Origin of the sequence: Mucilaginibacter sp. PAMB04168 (assembly GCF_039634365.2) — a bacterium.
Taxonomy (GTDB): Bacteria; Bacteroidota; Bacteroidia; order Sphingobacteriales; family Sphingobacteriaceae; genus Mucilaginibacter.
In genome coordinates, this window is sequence record NZ_CP155079.2 from 1066814 (window position 1) to 1083804 (window position 16991).

18 protein-coding genes are annotated in these 16991 nt (G+C 42.6%); 7 read left to right on the top strand and 11 right to left on the bottom strand.

Going from position 1 to position 16991, the window contains the following annotated elements; translation table 11 throughout:
• Positions 1-164: 164 nt before the first annotated feature.
• From ABDD94_RS04670 to ABDD94_RS04695, 6 genes are all read right to left on the bottom strand, one after another.
• Positions 165-998, bottom strand: coding sequence for an anti-sigma factor (locus ABDD94_RS04670; protein ID WP_345948696.1), 834 nt, complete (start codon positions 996-998; stop codon positions 165-167).
• Positions 999-1000: 2 nt separating this feature from the next.
• On the bottom strand, positions 1001-1552 hold the full coding sequence (locus tag ABDD94_RS04675; protein WP_345948695.1) for a sigma-70 family RNA polymerase sigma factor: 552 nt from the start codon (positions 1550-1552) through the stop codon (positions 1001-1003).
• Between the two features lie 33 nt (positions 1553-1585).
• Positions 1586-2464 (bottom strand): lipoyl synthase, encoded by an 879-nt coding sequence (lipA, locus tag ABDD94_RS04680; protein ID WP_345948694.1) that lies wholly within the window; start codon positions 2462-2464, stop codon positions 1586-1588.
• 109 nt (positions 2465-2573) lie between these two features.
• A complete protein-coding gene (ytxJ, locus tag ABDD94_RS04685) occupies positions 2574-2903 on the bottom strand; it encodes a bacillithiol system redox-active protein YtxJ (RefSeq protein ID WP_345948693.1) in 330 nt (109 codons plus the stop codon).
• Positions 2904-3123: 220 nt separating this feature from the next.
• A complete protein-coding gene (ribH, locus tag ABDD94_RS04690) occupies positions 3124-3618 on the bottom strand; it encodes a 6,7-dimethyl-8-ribityllumazine synthase (protein WP_345948692.1) in 495 nt (164 codons plus the stop codon).
• A gap of 63 nt (positions 3619-3681) precedes the next feature.
• Positions 3682-4359, bottom strand: coding sequence for a tetratricopeptide repeat protein (locus ABDD94_RS04695; RefSeq protein WP_345954887.1), 678 nt, complete (start codon positions 4357-4359; stop codon positions 3682-3684).
• Positions 4360-4499: 140 nt separating this feature from the next.
• Here ABDD94_RS04695 and ABDD94_RS04700 point away from each other — a divergent pair, with 140 nt between their 5' ends.
• Both ABDD94_RS04700 and ABDD94_RS04705 read left to right on the top strand, forming a co-directional pair.
• Positions 4500-5609, top strand: a complete 1110-nt coding sequence (locus ABDD94_RS04700) for a DNA replication/repair protein RecF (RefSeq protein WP_345954888.1) — start codon at positions 4500-4502, stop codon at positions 5607-5609.
• A 96-nt stretch (positions 5610-5705) separates the two neighbouring features.
• On the top strand, positions 5706-5996 hold the full coding sequence (locus ABDD94_RS04705; RefSeq protein ID WP_345948689.1) for a DUF721 domain-containing protein: 291 nt from the start codon (positions 5706-5708) through the stop codon (positions 5994-5996).
• Here ABDD94_RS04705 and ABDD94_RS04710 read toward each other — a convergent pair.
• Entirely contained in the window at positions 5983-6186 is a 204-nt protein-coding gene (locus ABDD94_RS04710; protein ID WP_345954889.1) for a hypothetical protein, read from the bottom strand. The two genes, ABDD94_RS04705 and ABDD94_RS04710, sit on opposite strands and share 14 nt — an antisense overlap.
• A gap of 165 nt (positions 6187-6351) precedes the next feature.
• Entirely contained in the window at positions 6352-6771 is a 420-nt protein-coding gene (locus ABDD94_RS04715) for a nucleoside-diphosphate kinase (protein WP_345948687.1), read from the bottom strand.
• 120 nt (positions 6772-6891) lie between these two features.
• Between ABDD94_RS04715 and ABDD94_RS04720 the strand changes: the two genes are divergently transcribed.
• Genes ABDD94_RS04720 through ABDD94_RS04740 form a run of 5 tightly spaced genes read left to right on the top strand, consistent with a single transcriptional unit; the run spans position 6892 to position 11880 of the window.
• On the top strand, positions 6892-7902 hold the full coding sequence (locus ABDD94_RS04720; protein WP_345954890.1) for a DHH family phosphoesterase: 1011 nt from the start codon (positions 6892-6894) through the stop codon (positions 7900-7902).
• A gap of 2 nt (positions 7903-7904) precedes the next feature.
• The gene (locus ABDD94_RS04725) at positions 7905-8882 is read left to right on the top strand and encodes an FKBP-type peptidyl-prolyl cis-trans isomerase (RefSeq protein ID WP_345948685.1); all 978 of its coding nucleotides are present in this window, start codon (positions 7905-7907) and stop codon (positions 8880-8882) included.
• A gap of 48 nt (positions 8883-8930) precedes the next feature.
• Entirely contained in the window at positions 8931-9992 is a 1062-nt protein-coding gene (locus ABDD94_RS04730) for an FKBP-type peptidyl-prolyl cis-trans isomerase (RefSeq protein ID WP_345954891.1), read from the top strand.
• A gap of 51 nt (positions 9993-10043) precedes the next feature.
• Positions 10044-10811, top strand: coding sequence for a TatD family hydrolase (locus ABDD94_RS04735; protein WP_345954892.1), 768 nt, complete (start codon positions 10044-10046; stop codon positions 10809-10811).
• 49 nt (positions 10812-10860) lie between these two features.
• The gene (locus tag ABDD94_RS04740) at positions 10861-11880 is read left to right on the top strand and encodes an asparaginase (RefSeq protein ID WP_345948682.1); all 1020 of its coding nucleotides are present in this window, start codon (positions 10861-10863) and stop codon (positions 11878-11880) included.
• A gap of 11 nt (positions 11881-11891) precedes the next feature.
• Here the strand turns inward: ABDD94_RS04740 and ABDD94_RS04745 are convergent, their stop codons facing one another.
• The 3 genes from ABDD94_RS04745 to pta form a co-directional block, all read right to left on the bottom strand.
• Entirely contained in the window at positions 11892-13079 is a 1188-nt protein-coding gene (locus ABDD94_RS04745) for a heparan-alpha-glucosaminide N-acetyltransferase domain-containing protein (RefSeq protein ID WP_345954893.1), read from the bottom strand.
• Between the two features lie 105 nt (positions 13080-13184).
• Entirely contained in the window at positions 13185-14384 is a 1200-nt protein-coding gene (locus ABDD94_RS04750) for an acetate kinase (RefSeq protein ID WP_345954894.1), read from the bottom strand.
• 58 nt (positions 14385-14442) lie between these two features.
• Positions 14443-16542 carry a phosphate acetyltransferase gene (pta, locus tag ABDD94_RS04755; protein WP_345954895.1) on the bottom strand — a complete coding sequence of 700 codons (2100 nt, stop codon included), beginning with the start codon at positions 16540-16542 and terminating at the stop codon, positions 14443-14445.
• Between the last annotated feature and the right edge of the window lie 449 nt (positions 16543-16991).

The following is a 16991-nucleotide window of genomic DNA, read 5'->3' on the forward strand; positions in this document are numbered from 1 at the left end:
AACAGAAAAGGTCAGCTCCTAAGACGTGCTGACCTTTTTTTGTTTTTAATATCTTTTTCGAAGTTGAAACCCAGAGAAAAGGTCTGCCAGGTAGCGTTGGCAACAACAGTTATGTTGTTTAATATTGAAGTCTATTGAATTATTATAAGGAAGAATTCCGGTATCTATAAACTGGCCATCACTACCATTTGGTTAAGTGTTGGGTTTACACTGCCACCACGTGGCTCAATAGTTACCGCAAATGCCTGTGCAAGCGCAATGGATTTCATTTCCTTCATATCGGCCGAATCGGCATGTGCATTATCAAATACACCTAAATCAACCGGTTTGCCATTTGCAATAGCCCATAACTGGTATTGGTGGTCTTTATCTGGAGCAGGGAGATTAGCGCTTACCAGATCCACCATCACTTTTCTTCTTTTAGGGCTCCATGCAACTGTTAACCCCGAACTAGGTGTTTTAGCTGTGCCTTTTAACTGTACAAAACGGAAAGAAGGATCGCGAAAGACTGCAATCTCTTCATCCATTACACTTACTTGCCTTGAAAACTTTTGCTCACTTAATCTTAAACTGATAAGTTGTTGCTCTTTGGTTTGCAAACGCTTGTAAACAACACCTAGGGAAGCTACACTCAGGCACAATAACAACAAGCTGGCAGCAAACGCATATTTGTAGAATACACTGGTGGTTGGCCGTTGCGGTTTCATTTCAACTACACGGGCCGGTTGTTGGTCGTGCGATATAGAAGGAAAATTACGGTCATCGCCAAAGTTAGTGAGCAGACTATTTAACACCCGGTTCTTTAATTCTCCAGCTGGTTCAACGTGGTGTACATCAGCATAATCTTCCAGGGCGTTCTCTATTTCCTCCAGCTCAGCTCTTACCTCCGGATATTTTTGGGCCATAACTTCCACCTGCAACTTTTCTTCTGCGCTTAAGTCGCCCAGAACGTAAAGTTCCAACACCCCCGATTCTATATATGCCCTAATCTCTTCCAATGTTAATTAAAATGTTTGCGTAACTGTTGTATAGCCATGCGCAAACGGGTCTTAATGGTGCCCAAAGGCATTCCTAACTCGTCTGCAGCTTCAGTATGCGTGTAACCTTTAAAATAGATGAGGTCGAGTATTGATTTTTGCTCGGGCCTTAGCTTATCAACCAACTCTTTTACACCCAAAAGCTCAGGCTTATACACCGTACTATTGTGCTTGTCGATGTAACCTACGTTGTTTTCGAGCTCTTGGTTTTTGAATTGATTTTTAAAATCTTTTGACCTGATTTTGTCGATTGCCAAATTGCGTGCAATGTTTACAATCCAGGTAAAAAGCCGGCCTTTATCAGCGCTGTAGCTGGTGGCAGAGTGCCAAATTTTAACAAAAGCTTCTTGTAAAACGTCTTCGGCGGTTGCCGTGTCATTTACAATACGCAGTATTACACCATATAAAGCAGCAGAATACATTTCGTATAACGCTTCGGCGGCTACTTTTTCGTGCCGCTGCAAAGCGAGTACAAGTTGTTCTTCTGTAAGGGTTGATTTATGCTTCTTGGCCAAAACTGGGTAAATATAAAATATTATACCGCAACATTATAAATCAAACAAATGTTTTTCAGCATGATAAGATGAACGGACTAGCGGACCGCTCTCAACATATCTGAAACCCATGTTTAAGCCAACCTCTTTATAATATGCAAACTGGTCGGGTGTTACCCAGTCAATAACCGGGTGATGGCTACGAGTGGGTTGTAAGTATTGGCCTAACGTTAGTATTTGCACGCCGGCGTCATGAAGATCTTGCATGGCTTCCAACACATCCTCTTCGCGTTCGCCCAAGCCCAGCATAATGCCTGATTTGGTGCGAAGGCCGGCTGCTGATATCTGCCTTAAGCAATCCAGGCTTCGGTCGTACTTGGCTTGTATGCGTACTTCGCGCGTTAAGCGGCGTACGGTTTCCAGGTTGTGAGATACTACCTCAGGGCGAACGGCCAATACACGGGCTAAGTTGTCCCAATTGCCTTTGAAATCGGGCAGGAGGGTTTCTAGCGTCGTTTCAGGACTTTCGCGACGGATAGCGTTAATGGTTTCAGCCCATATTATAGAGCCGCCGTCTTTCAGGTCGTCGCGGTCAACCGATGTAATAACGCAGTGTTTTACCTGCATCAGCTTTACCGAGGTGGCAACCCGGTTAGGCTCATCCAAATCAACCGCAAGTGGACGACCGGTAGCCACGGCGCAAAATGAGCAGGAGCGGGTACAAATATTACCCAGTATCATGAAAGTAGCTGTACCGGCACCCCAGCACTCACCCATGTTAGGGCAGTTTCCGCTCTCGCAAATGGTATGCAGTTTATGCGTATCAACCAAACTGCGAACATGAGCATACTCTTTACCAACAGGAAGCTTAACCCTAAGCCAATCTGGCTTACGTTGCACCTGGTTGGCTGGAATTACCGGCAAATCAATCATAATACAAATTTAGGGAATTTTGTTTAGAAGCAAGATACAACAATCCAAGAACCAACATCCATAAAGCAGGAAATGCCAGCTCAATTATAATGCTCTTGTATTCTAATATTTATGCTAATACAGATAAAGCTTCGTCTACCGAGATAGCACCATGTGATTGGTCAAGAATACATTCGCCATCCTTAATCAATAATAATTGCGGTGACTCGTGGTGAACTTGAAAATCTTCGGCTACTTTGTTGGAGATGTCGCGATGTTTAATTAGATCCAGAAAATAAAGAGGAAGGCCATCAGGCAATTGTTCCCAATCCAGTTCGAAACGACGTTTAGCCATCATGCTGATGGAACACCGGGTACTGTGTTTAAAAATGATACTGTAACCGGCTTGTTGTTTAATGTCATTCAATTGATTTGCCGAGTCTAACGCGATCCAATTCATATAATCAAAAAGATATTTTAAACAAAAGTACAGCTAAGTATAGTAATGCTTATGTCAGATATAGAATATGACAATTACGTGTTAGCGGCCGCGGCGGGGGTATGAACCATAAGCCGGGCAAAGTTTATTAGAGCAAGAAGCAAATGTGCTTAACAAGGCGGCTACTAAACCAATGTATATAATCTTTTTCATGTTGGAGCTACTTATAAATGCTGTCTAATTAATCAATTAACTGTTTTGCAAAGTCAGCCATTTTGATAGCAGTAACAGCAGCTTCAACGCCTTTGTTTCCATGCTTACCTCCGGCCCTATCCAAGGCTTGTTGCTCGTTATCAGTGGTTAACACACCAAATATAACAGGTTTTGCATATTTTAAAGCAACATTGCTAACGCCGTTTGCAACGGCATTGCAAATAAAATCAAAATGTCTGGTTTCGCCCTGTATAACACAACCCAGGCAAATAACGGCATCCAGATGTTTGTTGTTTAATAAAATATCGGCTCCTGCTGTAAGCTCAAAGCTTCCCGGAACGGAATAGGTGAAAATATTATCAATTAATGCGCCATTATCAATCAGGCTTTGGTAAGCTCCGCCATATAAAGCGCCTGTAATTTTTGCATTCCACTCAGCTACAACAATGCCAAAGCGGTATGGTGCCGCACTGGGTATGGTAGTATTGGAAAAATCAGAAAGATTTTTAAGCTGAGTTGCCATGTATGTAATTTAATTAACCAATTAGCCAAAACGGTAACTAAAGGTTATACGAATAATGATTGCTTATTGTTTTGCTTCGGCGCGGGCAATATAGCCATCTATATTTTGTGCCTCGGCGCTGGTTGGGTAATCGGTCTTAATTTTCTGGTAGGTTTCAGCGGCGCTTTTATTGTCGTTACGTGCTTCATAAACCAAGCCTAGCTTTTTAAGATAGATGGGCGAAAGGAATTTATTGGCGGCTTTATCGGCTGCCTTTTTGAAATAAGTTTCAGCTTTTTCGTAGTCTTTCAACTCAACATAAGCATCGGCAATACTGCCAAAGGCCTCAGCTGCCACCATATTGTCATCACCGCGAAAGTTGGTTAGATTGTCAATTGCTTTACGGTATTCGCCTTTATTCAGGTAAGCTGTACCGGCATAGTAATAAGCCAGGTTAGCAGCTTTGGTATTGCTGTAATCATTAATGATTTTTTCAAAGCCCGGGTAGCCGGCATCGCCTTTTAAAGCTTTATCCCACTCTTTTTTGCCCCAATGATCCTGAGCTATATACATTTGGTTGGCAGCATCCGTTTCGCGCGGGGCCAGGTATAATTTTTGGTAAGCTATATAAACAGCAATTAATGCAACTATGGCCGCACCAATAAATAATAGGCTTTTCTGATTTTCTCTTACAAAGCCACCTGTTGGTACAAAGGTCTTTTGCTCAGTTGCAACATTGGCATTCACTTCCGTCTTTGACATTTCTATGCTAAAATTAAGTGTGCAAAAATAGGTATTTAAAAATTTTTATCAATAACTAAAAACATTAAATATTCGCGCACGTTTTTTAACGTTCTTATTCCGCGAAAATATCCGCCTATTGCTACCTTTGACCTCACTTTATGTACCTGCAGCAATTATCCCTTATTAATTTTAAAAATTATGCCGAGGCTCAACTGTCTTTTGTAGATGGGGTAAATGCTTTTACAGGTAATAATGGCGCTGGTAAAACCAACCTTTTAGATGCTATACACTACCTTTCGTTATGTAAGAGCTATTTTAGTACTATTGATAGCCAGCAGATAAGGCAGGGAAACGACTTTTTTATTATTAACGGAGCTTTTGAACGCAGCGACATAAATGAAACCGTTGCCTGCTCAGTAAAGCGTAACCAGAAGAAAATCTTTAAACGCAATAAGAAAGATTACCAACGTTTGGCCGATCATATTGGGCATTTCCCGTTGGTAATGGTTTCGCCGTATGATGTCAGTATTATAATGGAAGGGAGCGAGGAGCGGCGCAAGTTTATAGATAACGTAATTTCGCAGACGGATAATCATTACCTCGACGAGCTGATTACTTACAATAAAGTATTGAGCAACCGTAACGCCCTCCTTAAAAACATTGCTGAAACCGGCCGTTTTGACCCCGGCTTGCTCGAAGTGCTCGATGAGCAATTGGTAGCATCCGGTTCGCGCATTTATCAGAAGCGCAAGGCTTTTATGGAAAGCTTCACTGTGATTTTTAATCAGTATTACAGTTTTTTAACCGAGGATGCAGAGTATGTGGAACTGGTTTATGAATCGCAACTGCTCACCAGTGATTTTGCTGCGCTGTTAACCAAAACCACCGAAAAAGACCGTGTGCTCGAGCGTACCACAGCGGGCATTCATCGTGACGATCTGCTTTTTACCATTCATCAGATGCCGCTTAAAAAGTTCGGATCGCAGGGGCAGCAAAAATCTTTTTTAATTGCATTAAAGCTTGCTCAATACAGTTATTTGCAACAGCAAAAGGGTTTTAAACCGCTGTTGTTGCTGGATGATATATTTGATAAGCTGGACGAGCACCGTATCACTAAATTAATGCAGTTGGTATCTAACCATGAGTTTGGTCAGGTTTTCATAACCGATGCCAGTGCCAGCCGTGTAACGGGTATATTTAAGCAGATTAATGTTGATGTGAAACTGTTCAATGTAAATAAAGGAGAAGTTACAGAAGTTGTAAGTTGAAATAAAGAACGTTGCTTTAAACTAACACCTTATCCATTTAGCCCTAACGCCTACAATTGATGCTATGTACTTTATGCAACCACTTACCTAATAACCATGCGTAAAACTAACGATAAGACGATTAAACAGGCAATAGAGCAGATGCTGAACGTCTATAAAATAAAACGCCGTTTCGATGAAACGGCAGTTATTGCGGCATGGCCCGAAATTGTGGGTAAACCTGTAGCCAACCGTACAAGCGAGCTTTTTATCAATAATAAAAAGATGTTTTTGCGCATTGAGTCATCGGTGGTTAAAAACGAGCTGATGATGATGCGCTCTCAAATTATAGAAAAAATTAACGCCGAAGCGGGTGATGTGCTGATAGAGGAAATTATTTTCCTTTAGAATGCCGCAGGTTGTTGAGGCCAGGTTTGGCGAAAAGGTCATCGCGTATAACAGCATAGATGATCATGATGGCAGCGGGTATGTAAAAGGTAAATTGTACTTCAGGATGTAACCTTACTAACTCCCAGCTCCCTATAGCAAATAATACTACAAATACAGAGTAAATTGCGGCTCTCGACGTCGTCTTCATATGGCTAAGCTAGTTAAATTCAGCGCTTATACTGAAAAAAACGTGCCAATAGACCCAAAAAAGAATCAGATTTACCTAAGGGGTAATTCTGTGTTTCCCAATAGATAAATCTGACCTTAAATCTCTTATAAATTGCTCTGCAAGAGAGCGTATTACAAGGTATGCTTAGAATTTCTCAAAAGCAGAGAAAAAGAAACTGCCTTCAATAGCGGCATTCTCATCAGAGTCTGAACCGTGTACCGCGTTAGCTTCGATCGACTCGGCAAACAGGTTACGGATTGTACCAGGCTCGGCTTTGCTTGGATCGGTAGCGCCAATCAGCGTACGGAAATCAGTAACGGCGTTATCCTTTTCCAGAATAGCAGCTACGATAGGGCCTGAAGACATGAAGCCAACTAAGTCCTTATAAAAAGGACGCTCCTTGTGCACGGCATAAAACTCACCTGCTTTTTCAGCAGTTAAGTAAGTGTATTTCATGGCCGAAATTTTGAAACCGCCCTTAACGATGTGGTCTAAAATAGCACCAATGTGGCCATTGCGTACAGCGTCTGGCTTAATCATGGTGAAAGTTTTGTTATTTTCCATTATTATTGAATAATTCGCGCAAAAGTAAGGCTTTGTTACTGAAAGATAAAGCTTTTTGTATAATTAACATCATTGGTATATAATTAATTTATTTAGATTTGCGTCTTCTTTTTTTAGTTGATGTTAGATACCGCTTCGCTTAATAATATATTAAACCAGCCCCAAAAAATTGTTATTACCACGCATCACAAGCCCGATGGCGATGCTATGGGTTCGTCTTTGGGTTTGTACAATTATTTGATACAGCAGGGCCACCATGCCAAAGTAATAGCACCTACCGATTATCCTGAATTCCTTTGGTGGATGCCGGGTAACGAGGAGGTGATCATTTACACTGAGCAAACTGAACAGTCGGCACTATTGATAGCCGAGGCTGATCTTATCTTTTGCCTTGACTTTAACGCACTAAGCCGCATTAACCAAATGGGCGAACTGGTGCGTGAAAGCAGCGCCGTTAAGGTGATGATTGACCATCACCTGGAACCAGAAGACTTTGATAATTACCGTTATTGGAACATTAATGCCTGTGCAACTGCCCAGCTTGTTTACAGCTTTATAACCGATGAACTGCAACGCGCTGATCTGATCAACGCCGATGTGGCCACTTGTTTGTACACCGGTATCATGACTGATTCAGCTTCCTTCCGTTTGCCTAACACCACTGCCAATGTGCACCGCATTGTAGCCAGCCTAATTGATGCCGGCGCTGTTAATTGGCGTATACATGAGTTGGTATACAGCAACGCTTCCGAAAATCGCTTGCGCTTTTTGGGTTACTGCCTGAGCGCTAAGCTAGAAATACTATCTGATTACAATACGGCCCTTATTGCCGTTACCCATGCCGAGCTTAAACAATACGACGTAAATACCGGCGATACTGAAGGTATAGTAAACTATGCCTTATCTATAGCAGGTATAAAGCTTGCGGCGTTTATTGTAGAACGTAAAGATTTGGTTAAGCTTTCATTACGCTCTACGGGTACATTCCCCGCTAACGAGATCTGTAAAAAGTACTTTAAAGGCGGCGGTCACCGTAATGCGGCAGGCGGCCAGTCTGAGCTTTCGCTCGAACAAACCATTGAGAAATTCAAACAAATATTACCCGAGTATAAAACACTATTAATTCAATAAAAATGAGAAAAAGCTTTATGTTTTTAGCTGTGGCAGCTATTGGCTTAGCCAGTTGCAACAGCGGATTTAAAAAAGGAGAGGGCGGCCTGCTGTATAATATTCATGAGGATAAAGATGGTGCGGCTGTTAAAGAAGGAGACTTCATCAGTGTTAACCTGATTGCCAAAACCGATGCCGATTCAGTGTTATTCAATTCATATGATACTGGCAAGCCAGTACCAACCTTAATGCCGAAACCACAATTTAAAGGCGACGTTTATGCCGGTATTAACCTGTTGAGCGAAGGTGATAGTGCCACCATCAAAGTAAACGCCGACTCGGCTTTCAAAACTGGTCCTAAGCCACCGGGCTTTAAAGGTAAATACATTGTTTATCAGGTAAAAGTTATTAAGATTATTCCTAAAGGAAAATTGGCCGACCAGGTTTTCCAAGGCCGCATCAGCGAATACTTTAAAGGTGAGGCAGCCAAAATGAAAGGCTTAGAGCCAGGAAAAATTAAAAAATACATTGATGATAACAATGTTAAAGCATCTAAAACACCTTCAGGTCTTTATTATGAAATTACCAAACAAGGTTCGGGTGCTAAAATTGCCAAAGGCGACACTGCCGTTGTAAATTACGTAGGTAAGCTAACCAGCGGTAAAGTATTTGATACCAGTTTGAAAGACGTAGCTCAAAAGAACAAAACTTATGATGCTATGCGTCCTTACCAACCTATCCGTATTGCGGTAGGTGCCGGTGCTGTAATACCTGGTTGGGATGAAGGTTTGCAATTATTAAACAAAGGTAGCAAAGCTACTTTGGTTATTCCTTCGAGCTTAGCATATGGCGAGCAGGGCGTAGGTCCGGTGCCGCCGTTTGCACCAATTGTGTTTGAAGTGGAACTGGTTGACATTGTTCATCCAAACCCTAACGCTCCAAAACCAGCTGCACCGCAAATGCCAATGCAACAGCAACAAGCGCCTACTACTCAACGTTAATCTTATACAGGCCTTCTTAAGCGTTTAAGAAGGCCTTTTATTTATATAATGAAAAAGTTATTTCTGAATTTATTGCTTCTAGGTATTGCAGTTAGCCCGGCTTTGGGACAAGCTAACTTCATTAAAACACCTAAGGGGGCATTATACACTATTGTAAAGCAGGGTAACGGAGCTAAAGTGAAACAAGGCGACGTTATTACCTTTCAATTTTCACAGAAAACAGATAAAGATTCGCTTTTAGGCAGTTCTTACCAAATGGGCAGGCCTGCTAAGGCGCAGGTGCAGCCATCTAAGAATGTGGCCGACCTTATGGAAGTTTTCTCCTTATTAAGTGTAAACGATAGTGTTTTGGTACGGGTTCCTACCGATTCTATTTTTACCGGCATGGAAGATAAGCGTCCACCGTTTTTACCAAAAGGCAGCTACATGAATTTTGGTATTAAACTGGAAAAAATCCAAACTTACGATGAGGCCATGGCCGAAGCCAAAGTTGAAATGGAAAAAGCCCGTGCTGAGCAAACTGCCATGATGGAAAAATGGCGTAAAGAAGAAGTGCCAAGTATTAATGCCTACGTTGCTGATAAGAAGCTTACGCCGCTTAGCACTGCATCAGGCTTAAGATACCTGGTTACTGCACCCGGTAACGGTCCTAAGCCAAAAGCTTATGATACGGTAGTAGTAAATTATACCGGACGTTTGCTGGATGGTAAAGTATTTGACTCAAGCCTAGCCGAGGTGGCTAAGGCCGCAGCTTTGGAGCAAACCGGCCGTAATTACGAACCTATTAAATTTTTGTTAGGTAACGGCGAGGTGATACCCGGCTGGGATGAAGGTTTACTTTTACTGAACGAAGGTTCAAAAGCCACATTCATCATTCCATCAGCGTTAGCTTATGGCGAGCGCGGATCAGCACCGGTTATACGGCCGTTTAGCCCGTTGGTGTTTGATGTAGAGTTGGTTAAGATAATAAAAGGCACTGGCAAGCCTCCTGTTGCTTCCCGAGGTGTATTGGATTCAACATCCTGGAAGTCATCTGGCAAAAAGCCCGTTGCCAAAAAGAAAGCGCCGACTAAGAAACCGGTGGCGAAGAAAAAAGTCACCCGTAAATAATATTATCAAAAAGCCCTGCATTAACCACGCAGGGCTTTTTACTTTCGCAGCATGGTACTAACCGATACGCATACGCATCAATATTACGAAACCGACCCGGTAAAAAAGGTCGAACTGATGCAGCGTTGCCTGGATAACGGCATTAGCCGGTTATTTTTGCCCAATGTTGATTCATCCAGTATACCACAGGTAATGGAGATGGTAAGCGCCTACCCGCAACACTGTTTTCCGATGCTGGGCTTGCATCCATGTGATGTGAAAGCTAACTGGGAGCAGGAACTGGATGCCATTTATACAGCCCTGCAACAAGCCAAAGTTTATGCTATAGGTGAAATTGGTATAGATTTGTATTGGGACAAAACTTTCATAACAGAACAACAGGAAGCCTTTCGCACTCAAATCAACTGGGCTAAAGATGCGCAACTGCCTATAAACATTCACTGCCGCAATGCGTTTGATGAGGTGTATGCCGTTTTGGAGCAAGCGTTCGACGATAAGCTGCGTGGTGTTTTTCATTGCTTTTCGGGAACGCTTGAACAGGCCAACAAAATCATTGACTTAGGATTTAAGTTAGGGATAGGTGGCGTAGTTACCTACAAAAATGCTGGATTGGATAAGGTTGTTGAGCAAATCAGCTTAGAACATATCGTTTTAGAAACAGATTCTCCGTATCTTACTCCCGTACCATTTAGGGGCAAGCCCAACGAAAGCTCGTATTTAATACATGTGGCACGAAAAGTAGCCGACTTGCATCAAACCAGCCTGGAAAATGTAGCACAGATCACAACCGAAAATTCGAAAATTATTTTTGGTGTATGAGTGCGATTATAACTAACGATTTATATTTTTATAGCATAACCAGTTATACATGTGCCAAATTCTGATCATTTATACCGGGGGGACAATCGGTATGATGAGCGACCCGAGAACCAAAGCTTTGGTTCCCATCAATTTTGAACAAATTATGGAGAACGTTCCGGAACTGGAACGTTTAAACTGCCGTATTAAAGTACACTCGTTTGAGGATATTATCGACTCGTCGAACATGAGTCCGGCTATATGGAGCCGGCTGGCGGGCCTGATTCAAAAACATTATAACGAGGTTGATGGGTTTGTGATTTTGCACGGCTCCGATACCATGGCTTACTCAGCATCGGCCATCAGCTTTATGCTCGAGAATTTGGCTAAGCCGGTTATTTTTACCGGTTCGCAGCTACCTATCAGCGCCATTCGTACTGATGCGAAGGAAAATCTGATGACTGCCATAGAATTGGCTAAGGCTAAAAAGAACGATAAAGTTCGTGTGCCCGAGGTTTGTATTTACTTTGACTACAAGCTGTTTAGAGGCAACCGTGCATTCAAATACAACTCCTCTAAATTTGAGGCTTTCCGTTCGCCCAACTACCCGGTACTGGCCGAATCGGGCGTACATTTGCGTTTTAGTATAAACGATATACGGCAACCCGGAACACAAGAGCTGATTGTTCATAAGGAACTGGTTAATGATGTAGCGGTGTTAAAGCTTTACCCGGGTATTAGCCCTAAGGTGGTTGATACCATTGTAAACTCGGACGTTAGAGGAATTGTAATGGAGACCTTTGGCGCCGGTAATACTACAACCGATCAGTGGTTTATTGACATGCTGAAAGGCGCTATAGATAGCGGTAAAGTAATTGTAGATATATCACAATGTAAGGTAGGTACGGTAGAACTCGGCCGGTATGAAACCAGCAAGCAATTAAAAGATATTGGCGTAGCCAATGGTTACGACATGACCTTTGAAGCCGCCATTACTAAAACCATGTTTTTACTCAGCCAGTTTGAAGATCCAAAAGAAGTAAAGCACTGGCTGGAAACTGATATTAGAGGAGAGCTTACGGTTTCGTAAGCTCTTTTGGTTTATACATAGCTCGCCCACCATTTGCCTCGATGGCGCTGCTTATACCCTGCAAACCATTTGCACGGCCAGTATAGCAGTGCCACAATACCTATCCAAAAAAGGTAAGTTACACCTAACGAAAACCCCATGGTTGCCGGCCTGAACAGGAATGGTATGTTGGGCGATATGATATTTTTTACCGTGTATCCGGAGGCGAAAAAGACAACTATCGTAACAATACGGATAAGGTAAAAGTGCGGTACGTAATAAAAGAATGGTACCTTCCCATATACCTTAAATAGGTTCGCTAACCTATTATGGCTGTTTTCGGTGACTGCTAAAAAAATAAACCCAAAACTTAGCATAAGGCAGGTGTATTGTAACGATGGCGGATATTTGCTCACATTAAGAAAAGCCAAGACGGAGCCTGTTATATTGCGTTGGGAAACATAAGGGGAAGGATCACCATAACCTATAGCACTGCGCAGCAAAATAAATGCGATGAGTAGCAGGAAACCCGTGATCGATAATGCTAAGCGTCTGTTTTTTTGATGACTCTCATTGACATACCAGGCCGAAACGGCATAGCCCAGCAGCATAATACCTGTCCATGGCAAAACAGCATACAAAAACGCTAAGAAATGATTACCAGGTAAGGGGATGATATAGAAACGTGCTGTAAATAATATATTTAATAATGCCGTGCTTACAACATTTTTTGGCTGCGGTAAATACTGCAGAGCATCGTGCCCAACAATAAGCAACAATCCCAATGGTAAAATTATTTTGTTTGATATACGCAGCAATAATCCTAGTATAATCATGCTGATACCTATGGCCCATATCACCTGAAAGAAAACCATGTTGTACAGTGGGTTTAAACTTAAAGCCAGCGTAATAAGCACCACTTCAACGGCAACTAGCCACAAACCGCGTTTAATTAAAAAGGAAGACGTTTGAGCCCGGCTACGCTTTTGACCGGCCAACCCGGCCGATAGACCCGATAAAAACACAAAAATCGGCGCGCAAAAATGCGTGATCCACCGGGTAAAAAACAGAATGGGCGTGGTGGTTTTTAAATCCAGCGGATCGTGCAACATGGCGTCATTGTGCAAAAAGTCGCGCACGTGGTCTAACGCCATAATTACCATAACTAATCCGCGCAGTATATCAATGGATTGGATGCGTTGTGAAGCTGAAGTGTTCATGATAGGTTAGGGCTTTGCTAACCCTAACCTACGTATTTAAAGACATTAATCAAAGAACCTTTACGTTGTCTGTTGCGCTGCCTAACTAAAATAGCTTGAGGAAAGTTATTTAAGCAAGTTAAAGCACTGCTGCGCAATTTCTAACTCCTCATTAGTTGGTACAATCAGTATTTTAACGGTTGATTCGGTTGCTTGTATTTCGCGGATACCTTTAGCACGTGTGCCATTTGCTTCTGTATTCAATTGTACGCCCAAAAACTCCAAATCAGTACAAATCATTTGCCTGATTAAAGCATCGTTTTCGCCTACACCCGCAGTGAATATAATGGCATCTAATCCATTAAGTACTGCAGCATATGCACCTATATATTTTTTGATACGATAGGCGTACAAGTCATAAGCCAGTTTGGCATTCTCATCACCCTGTTCAATAGCGGCGGTAATATCGCGCATATCGCTGTGGCCGGTTAAACCCAGCATGCCGCTGCGTTTGTTAAGCAGGTTGCTTACCTGTTCAATATCATAACCCAGCTGATTAACCAGGTAGAATATGACCGTTGGGTCGATATCGCCCGAACGGGTACCCATTATTAAACCACTCAGCGGGCCAAATCCCATCGTAGTATCCACCGACTGCCCATTATGCACAGCCGCCATGCTGCAGCCATTTCCTAAATGTATGCTAATGAATTTGTGTTGGCTTTTGCCTAAGTGAGCTGCCGCTTGCTCGGTTACATACTTGTGACTGGTGCCATGAAAGCCATAGCTGCGAATATTAAAATCGGAATAATAATTATTAGGAATAGCAAAGCGGTAAGCCTTTGGTGGGAGCGTTTGATGAAAAGCTGTATCAAACACACCTATCTGGGTAGCCTCCGAAAATATCTTTTCGGCAACCTCAATACCCAGGTAGCTCGCCGGGTTATGTAGTGGAGCTAATTGGAAAGTTTGCTTGAGCTCTTCTTTTACGTTAGCGTTAATAATAGTGGTGGTGGTAAACCTTTCGCCGCCGTGCACAATGCGGTGGCCCACTACTTCAATATCGGCCGGGTTTTGTATAACGGCAAGTTCGCCCTCCGTAAGCAGTTTGTTCACCTCCTTTAACCCGGCTTCATGGTCGTCCAGTTCCTCAGGAGTTAACTTAATTACTTTCTCTTCACCATTTAAAAATACTTTGTGTGTGATGGTTGGATTGCTTAAGCCAATGCGTTCAACCAGGCCACTGCAAACCGGATCTTGGGCCGGCATTTTAAATAACTGGTATTTGATGGAGCTGCTGCCCGAGTTAACAACAAATATGTTCATAATAAAAATTCTTAAAAAATCGTCATAGCTTCGTTCCTTGCAATAACAGATGTAATTATTAGCCCTCCTGCGCTTGTATAGCAGTAATGATAACCGTATTAAAAATATCATCCACCGTACAACCTCTACTTAAATCATTTACAGGCTTGTTAAGCCCTTGCAGCATTGGGCCAATGGCCAGGGCTCCGGTTTCGCGCTGTACCGCTTTGTAGGTGTTGTTGCCAGTATTTAAATCCGGGAAGATCAATACGCTCGCCTGCCCGGCTACTTCAGATCCGGGGAGCTTGCTTTTGCCCACAATAGGATCAACGGCGGCATCGTATTGTATCGGGCCTTCTACTTTTAAGTCGGGGCGCTTAGTTTTTACAATTTCAGTAGCGCGGCGTACCTTTTCTACATCCTCGCCCTCGCCTGATGTGCCTGATGAATAGGATAGCATAGCAATACGTGGTTCAATACCAAACCGCTGACTGCTTTCGGCCGATGATATGGCAATTTCGGCCAGTTGTTCGGCAGTAGGGTTGGGATTTACAGCACAGTCTCCAAACACAGAAACCCGGTCTGGCAAACACATAAAAAATACGGAAGACACAACAGAGATGCCGGGCTTGGTTTTAACAAACTGCAAAGCCGGCCTGATAGTATGTTGCGTAGTATGTACCGCGCCCGATACCATGCCGTCAGCATGGCCTTTAAAAACCATCATAGTACCGAAGTAAGACACATCCGTCATCATATCGGTAGCCATCTCCAGGTTTACATTTTTATTCTTGCGAAGTTCGTAAAGTGTATTTACGTAGTCCTGATAATTATTAGAGGCAGCCGGGTTAACAATGTTAATTTTACTCACATCCAGGTTTAAGCCCAAGCGTTTTATATTGGCCGTAATATCATCGGGGTTACCCAGTATGGTTAGGTCCACAATTTCCTGGCTAATTAGCCGGGCTGCAGCCTTCAGAACGCGCTCGTCATTACCCTCGGGCAATACAATATGTTTCTTTTGTCGTTTAGCCCAATTGGTAAGCTGGTACTGGAACATGCGTGGCGTAATGCCGCCACTGTGCTTAAAGGTTACTATACGTTCATCCAGTTTGGCTACGTCTACGTATTTATTAAATACATCAATGGCCAGCTGTATCTTCTTCGTATTATCAGCCGAAATCTTTGATCGGATGTTACCGATCTGCGTAGTGGTTTGAAAGGTGCCTGCTTTAACAGCTATAATGGGCACTACCGTTTGCAGACCCTCAATCAGTCTGATAATCGGCTCCTCGGGCTCTGTACCTGCTGTTAATACAATACCCGCTATAGATGGATAGCTGGTTGACAGGTTGGCCTGAAGCGCTGCTATAATGATATCGCCACGGTCTCCGGGCGTAATAATGAGTACATTTTCTTTGATGAAATTCAGGAAGTTTGGCACCTGCATAGCGCCGGTAACAAAGTTATCTACCTGGTTGGTTAGGCGCTCCTTACCAAAAAGCAATTTGCTATTGGGTAGCTCGTCATAAATCTCTTTCATGGTAGGCGCCTGCAAACCACGGGTAGACGGGATGATGGTTAAGATAACCGAAGCTGGTAGTTGAGCTGTGAGCAGCTCTCTTACATCATCAACCTGCTCGGCGCTTACCTTGTTGGCAACCAGGGCCAGCACCTGTATCTCCCGGCCTTCAAAGTTTCTGATAACGGTAATGGCGGCATTTACAATTTGTGCCGTAGTTTTACTATCGCCCGATATAACCGCAATAACCGGTGCACCCAAATTTTTTGCTATTGATGCATTTACCTCAAATTCAAAGGCAGTACCCTCGCCCTGGTAATCACTGCCTTCAACTACGGTAAAGTCATACTTATCCTCCATCTTTTTGTATTTCCTAATGATGGTATCGATCATTTCGCCCTGGCTTTCATTCTCGCTTTGGTGCATGGCATCCTGCCAGCTAAAAGCATAGGCATCTTCGTAAGTAATAGGCAGGTCAAAGTAGCTTAATACAGTTTGGATATGATCGCTTTTGTGCTCGGCAGGATTGCGGCTTACAATAGGCTTGAAATAGCCAATCTTTTGGGCCTTGCCCAACAACATATTAATGATTCCGAGTGATACGATTGATTTTCCGCTGTAAGGTTCGGTACTGGTAATAAAAACGGTTTTAATCATGCGGCAGAGTAGTTACGGTGAAGTTAAGGCACGTCTAAGCTTATTGACAAATATAGCATCTAATAGTTCTGATGCAATTCAAATTACAAGGACAAAATCTTAACAATTTGTCAGCAATTGAAATTGAATTTCTGTGTAGGTAAGTGTATCAAACATTCAAAAAAATAACTGACAGTTTCGGAATTAATTTGCTGCCAAAATGGCCATCTATGTTAATTGTAAGTTGTTGTAAATCAGGAACATTATTTTGGATTATTGTATACTAATATTTTTAGTATTCCGTTTACTATATGTGTATAAAAGGTTACATGAAAAAGCTGCTTTTAAACGCTTTAAAAGCGGTTTTACAAATGGGCAAATTAGCGCGGAGTTAAGGATTAATTTTTAAGCATTAAAACCTGCCTTTTTAGCACAAAAAACAGCAAGGCATGTGCTTTGCTTAATAGTTA